This is a genomic window from Spirulina subsalsa CS-330 (genome assembly GCF_028330765.1).
GTDB lineage: Bacteria > Cyanobacteriota > Cyanobacteriia > Cyanobacteriales > Spirulinaceae > Spirulina > Spirulina subsalsa_A.
In genome coordinates this window covers 1-4,201 of sequence record NZ_JAQMTY010000256.1, presented here as the reverse complement: position 1 = coordinate 4,201, position 4,201 = coordinate 1, and the positions used below count along the sequence as shown (strand labels likewise).

General features: G+C 52.7%; 5 protein-coding genes. 3 read left to right on the top strand and 2 right to left on the bottom strand.

Going from position 1 to position 4,201, the window contains the following annotated elements; genetic code table 11:
* Nucleotides 1–201: 201 nt before the first annotated feature.
* From rpsD to PN477_RS17625, 3 genes are all read left to right on the top strand, one after another.
* A complete protein-coding gene (gene rpsD / locus PN477_RS17635; protein ID WP_272117562.1) occupies nucleotides 202–810 on the top strand; it encodes a 30S ribosomal protein S4 in 609 nt (202 codons plus the stop codon).
* Between the two features lie 310 nt (nucleotides 811–1,120).
* Complete coding sequence (locus PN477_RS17630) at nucleotides 1,121–2,479, top strand: sensor histidine kinase (protein ID WP_417158850.1); 1,359 nt, start codon at nucleotides 1,121–1,123, stop codon at nucleotides 2,477–2,479.
* A gap of 382 nt (nucleotides 2,480–2,861) precedes the next feature.
* A complete protein-coding gene (locus tag PN477_RS17625; RefSeq protein ID WP_272147511.1) occupies nucleotides 2,862–3,062 on the top strand; it encodes a hypothetical protein in 201 nt (66 codons plus the stop codon).
* Between the two features lie 29 nt (nucleotides 3,063–3,091).
* Here the strand turns inward: PN477_RS17625 and PN477_RS17620 are convergent, their stop codons facing one another.
* Both PN477_RS17620 and PN477_RS17615 read right to left on the bottom strand, forming a co-directional pair.
* On the bottom strand, nucleotides 3,092–3,433 hold the full coding sequence (locus PN477_RS17620) for a hypothetical protein (RefSeq protein ID WP_272117557.1): 342 nt from the start codon (nucleotides 3,431–3,433) through the stop codon (nucleotides 3,092–3,094).
* Nucleotides 3,434–3,480: 47 nt separating this feature from the next.
* A complete protein-coding gene (locus PN477_RS17615; protein WP_272117554.1) occupies nucleotides 3,481–3,738 on the bottom strand; it encodes a ferritin family protein in 258 nt (85 codons plus the stop codon).
* Nucleotides 3,739–4,201 lie beyond the last annotated feature (463 nt).

The window sequence follows — 4,201 nt, the reverse complement described above, 5'->3', positions numbered from 1 at the left end:
CCCCCCCCCCCCCCCCCCCCCCCCCCCCACTCCTTGGGATTGAGGCGCACAAGGCAGATTTTGGGCTGTCCCTTGATTGGGTTAGAGCGATTGCGTATAATTAGAAGTCTGTGGGTAAGCGTGAGTTTAGGATGATAATCTCACGCATTCACCCCGTAATTTGGAACGTTCAGCGATTCGATCACAGGAGTTTAAAATTTAATGTCTCGATATAGAGGGCCTCGTTTACGGATTACGCGCCGTTTAGGTGAATTGCCGGGTTTGAGCCGGAAAAGCTCCCGCCGGGATTATCCGCCGGGGCAGCATGGCCAAGCGCGTCGTAAGCGTTCAGAATATGCAATTCGGTTAGAAGAGAAGCAAAAATTGCGCTTCAACTACGGCATTACCGAAAAGCAGATGGTGAATTACATGAAGAAAGCCCGGAAAGCCACGGGTTCCACGGGTGAGCGTCTGCTGCAACTGTTGGAAATGCGCTTAGATAATACGGTGTTCCGCTTGGGTATGGCGGGGACGATTCCGGGGGCGCGGCAACTGGTGAACCATGGGCATTTGATGGTGAATGGCCGGGTTGTGGATATTGCGAGTTATCAATGTCGTCCGGGGGATGTGCTGAAGGTGCGCGATCGCGACACCTCGAAAAACCTGGTGAAAGCCAATATGGAATATCCGGGTTTGGCCAATGTCCCTAGTCACCTCGAATACAACAAGGAGTTGATGGAAGGCAAGGTCACCGGCGTGATTGAGCGCGAATGGGTGGCGTTGCAAATCAATGAACTGCTCGTGGTTGAGTATTATTCTCGGAAGGTTTAGCACAACCGAGTGGGACGGGGTGCGATCGCGGCTGACGTACTTCCTCAACTCTCACTTCGTGATCGATTGCTGATCGCGTTCCAACATATCTTCAGGTTTGAAAACCGCCGATCATCCTCACGGCGGTTTTCTCGTGTTTTAGGTGTGGAAAGCCCCTCACCCAACCCTCTCCCGCCAGGCGAGGGCTTTTTCTCCCTTCGCCCTGTGGGAGAAGGGCCGGGGATGAGGGTCTACAAACGATTTCAGCTTTGAACCTTGATACACTAGGCGGAGCGAGGTGCATGGAGCCATGTCAATGCAAACAGGGTCGATGTTTAAAGCAACGCGGCGACGCTTGACGCTGTGGTATGCGGCGGTGACGGCGGTGTTGCTGCTCTGTTTTGCCACGGGGGTTTATGTGTACGTGCGCAGTACCTTGATCGATCGCATGGATGACACCCTGAAGCATGTGGTGGAGGTGGTGGAGCGATCGCTGATTATTGAAACTTTTCCGGCCAGTGAGGGGGGCGATCGCCTCAACGTCGAAGCCAGTTTTCGCCAAAATGGGGAGGTGGTCGAAGCCGATCACATTGACATTGAATGGTTCAGCCCCACCGGTCAACTCCTCTGGTCTACCTTCGACAGCCCCCCATCGCTGCCCCTCCAACTCAATCGCCACGGCCAAACCATTCACCTCTCCCCCGATCACCTCCTGCGCCAAGTCACCAAACGCATCGAACGGGGGCGGCAAGTCCTCGGCTATCTGCGGGTTAGTCATCCCTGGTTTGAAGTCACCAAACCGATTCAGCAGCTTATTTTTGACCTCACCTTGGGGACATTGGCGATGATTGGCAGCGTGGCGGGGATTGGCTGGCTGCTGTCCGGGTTGGCCATGAAGCCCATCGGTGAATCCTACCAACAACTGAAACAATTTACCGCCGACGCTTCCCACGAACTGCGCAACCCGATCGCCATGATTCAGGCCAATGTGCAAACGGCCCTGAGCTACGGTGATCCACAGATGCAGCACCATCAGTTACAGGTGGTGGAACGGTTGACGCAACGCCTGGGACGGTTGGTGAATGATCTGCTTTTTTTGGCGCGATCGGACAGTGGAATTTTGCAACCCGTGGGGCAGGCCTTACCCTTGGATGCGCTGTTGATTGAGGTCTTAGAAGAGCAGCGGATCGTGGCGGCTCAGGCGGGAATCGCCCTCTCGCTACAGATTTCCACACCCCATGGGGCGGATTGTGAGGATGAAACCCTATTTTCGGTGCAGGGGGATTGGGATCAGTTGGCGCGGATGCTGACGAATTTGATTAGTAATGCCTTGGACAGCACCCGATCGCGCTCCCCCCACCCCCAGGCCGTGACCGTCACCTTAACGCGGCGATCGCTCCACCTGATGATTGAGATCGCCGATACCGGGGTGGGCATTCCCGCCGCGGCCTTGCCCCATTTGTTTGATCGGTTTTATCGGGTTGATCCGGCGCGATCGCGGGAATCCGGCAGCACCATCACCACCGGCACGGGTTTAGGGTTAGCGATCGTCCGGGCGATCGTCGATCAGCACCAGGGTGAAATTACGGTGCAGAGCCAACCCGACCAGGGCACGACCTTCACCATCCTGCTCCCCGCCCTCACCCCCTTAACCCTCAACCATCCCAGCAAAACCGCCCCAGGTCTTTGATGGTCTCCCTCAAAGGATGGAAACTCCTGGGACAAATTGCGATCGCCCTCTGGCAAGAGTCCACCCCTCTTTATTTTCGCATTCTTCACAACGGCTTTGTTCAGAGCCAAAATAGAAGCATAGAGCCTCATTTAGCACCCATGATTCTGTTAGCATCGGGCTTAAAAATTCTGGCCCGCCGTTTAATTATTCTATAATATCCAGACTCTTGATTATGACTCTCTGGATCATGCTATTATTCAACGTTTCTTGACGATTTGCAAACAGGAAAAATCCTCATTCATGGATTCAACGTATAATTGATCATGTTGGTTTCCTGCCTTGTCCTCCGGTTGATGGGGCAGAAACAACAACTTAATCGCGTCATCAAAATCGAAAAAAAATGGCACAGTTAACGAATATGGGAAATGCTCTTGGTGCTCAAACCTTGCGCTCTAGAATTGCAGAATTGACGAGAAATCCGAGTACACGCACGGTATTAGTCGGAGTGACCGCCGTGGCATTGACTCCGGTAGTGTTGCCCTTGGTGCGACCCCTGCTGAAAAGTACGATTAAATCTGGGGTGTTGGTCTATCTTAAATGAAAAAAGAGGACTCCCGCTACACCGTTAGGTTAGCGGTGAGATGAATTTTTGCATTTAAGATAGTCATTGAAGGCGATCGCCCCATCTGCTCCCGCTGCATCCGTCGCCGGCTGAGGGGGTGGCGGCGGCGGCGGGGTGGCGTGGGCTTGTTCCCGTAACTGGCCCACGCCTTGGCGCACAATCGCCGCAATCAACAAATTCACCAAAAGCGCCTGCGCCCCCCGTAATCGCAGTTGATTCGTCGTGAGCAAGCCCGCCACGACCGGCAGGATCATCGCAATTTCGCTGTAAGTATCGAGCCATGCCCCGATCCGGCTGGCTACGGTGGTCTCCGATGTGGGCGCACTGATGGCTGCCGCAGTATTTGTCATAGGTTATGTTTCCGTTATTCAAAAAAATTAGTGCGATCGCCGCCGAATCAACCTCGTCCGCCGCGATCGCGATGACCACAGCCACAGATCGGCCAAGGATCAGCCAGAATCGGGATTTGGTAGCGGAGCAAGAGGGGATAAAGAGCGCGAATATGGCGCTCTTCTGGATTGAGAATATTAATAAAAGGTTGCACTTGACCAAAGCGGCGCAGAATCTGGCGATAGGTGGCGCGTGCTTGATATTCGTCTTGCAATGCTTCCGTGAGCGCCGCAGCAAGGCGTTCCTGCTCAGTCGTGTTGGACATTATCCCCCTATCGAGTCAGACACACAGATGATTGATCTGAAGCTAATCTTGCCGCTTAATGAAAGTAGTTGTCAATATTGATGAAATTAATTCTTAATAAAGAATCAACCCCTCTGGATTCAACCCGTCCATAGCAATCCTATTTGATTCATGAACAGGCAAGGGGCTTAAGCCCCTTGTTGATGAGGAGATCAGATCTCCGATTGATTGAGGATCGCTAGATCCCAAGGGTGGGGGACTCACGAAAAATTACCCCTCAAAATTAGCCCTTACCGTAAATTTTGGGTCTAAAGCCCCGTCCTTGTAGGACGGCTTTATCTTATGATTCATTAATGATACATTCATATTAAGCGACCTAACAGAGTTGAAGTATGGGGTTCTAAGAGCAAGTCTTTTGGGTAAAACTTCGAGCAACACTTGGGAGCGTAGCTGAGTAGTTTAGTTGGATAAAAAACGAATCGCT

Coding starts and splice junctions, on each gene's coding strand:
- rpsD (WP_272117562.1), top strand. CDS start 202: ATGTCTCGATATAGAGGGCCTCGTTTACGGATTACGCGCCGTTTAGGT.
- PN477_RS17630 (WP_417158850.1), top strand. CDS start 1,121: ATGTTTAAAGCAACGCGGCGACGCTTGACGCTGTGGTATGCGGCGGTG.
- PN477_RS17625 (WP_272147511.1), top strand. CDS start 2,862: ATGGCACAGTTAACGAATATGGGAAATGCTCTTGGTGCTCAAACCTTG.
- PN477_RS17620 (WP_272117557.1), bottom strand. CDS start 3,433: ATGACAAATACTGCGGCAGCCATCAGTGCGCCCACATCGGAGACCACC.
- PN477_RS17615 (WP_272117554.1), bottom strand. CDS start 3,738: ATGTCCAACACGACTGAGCAGGAACGCCTTGCTGCGGCGCTCACGGAA.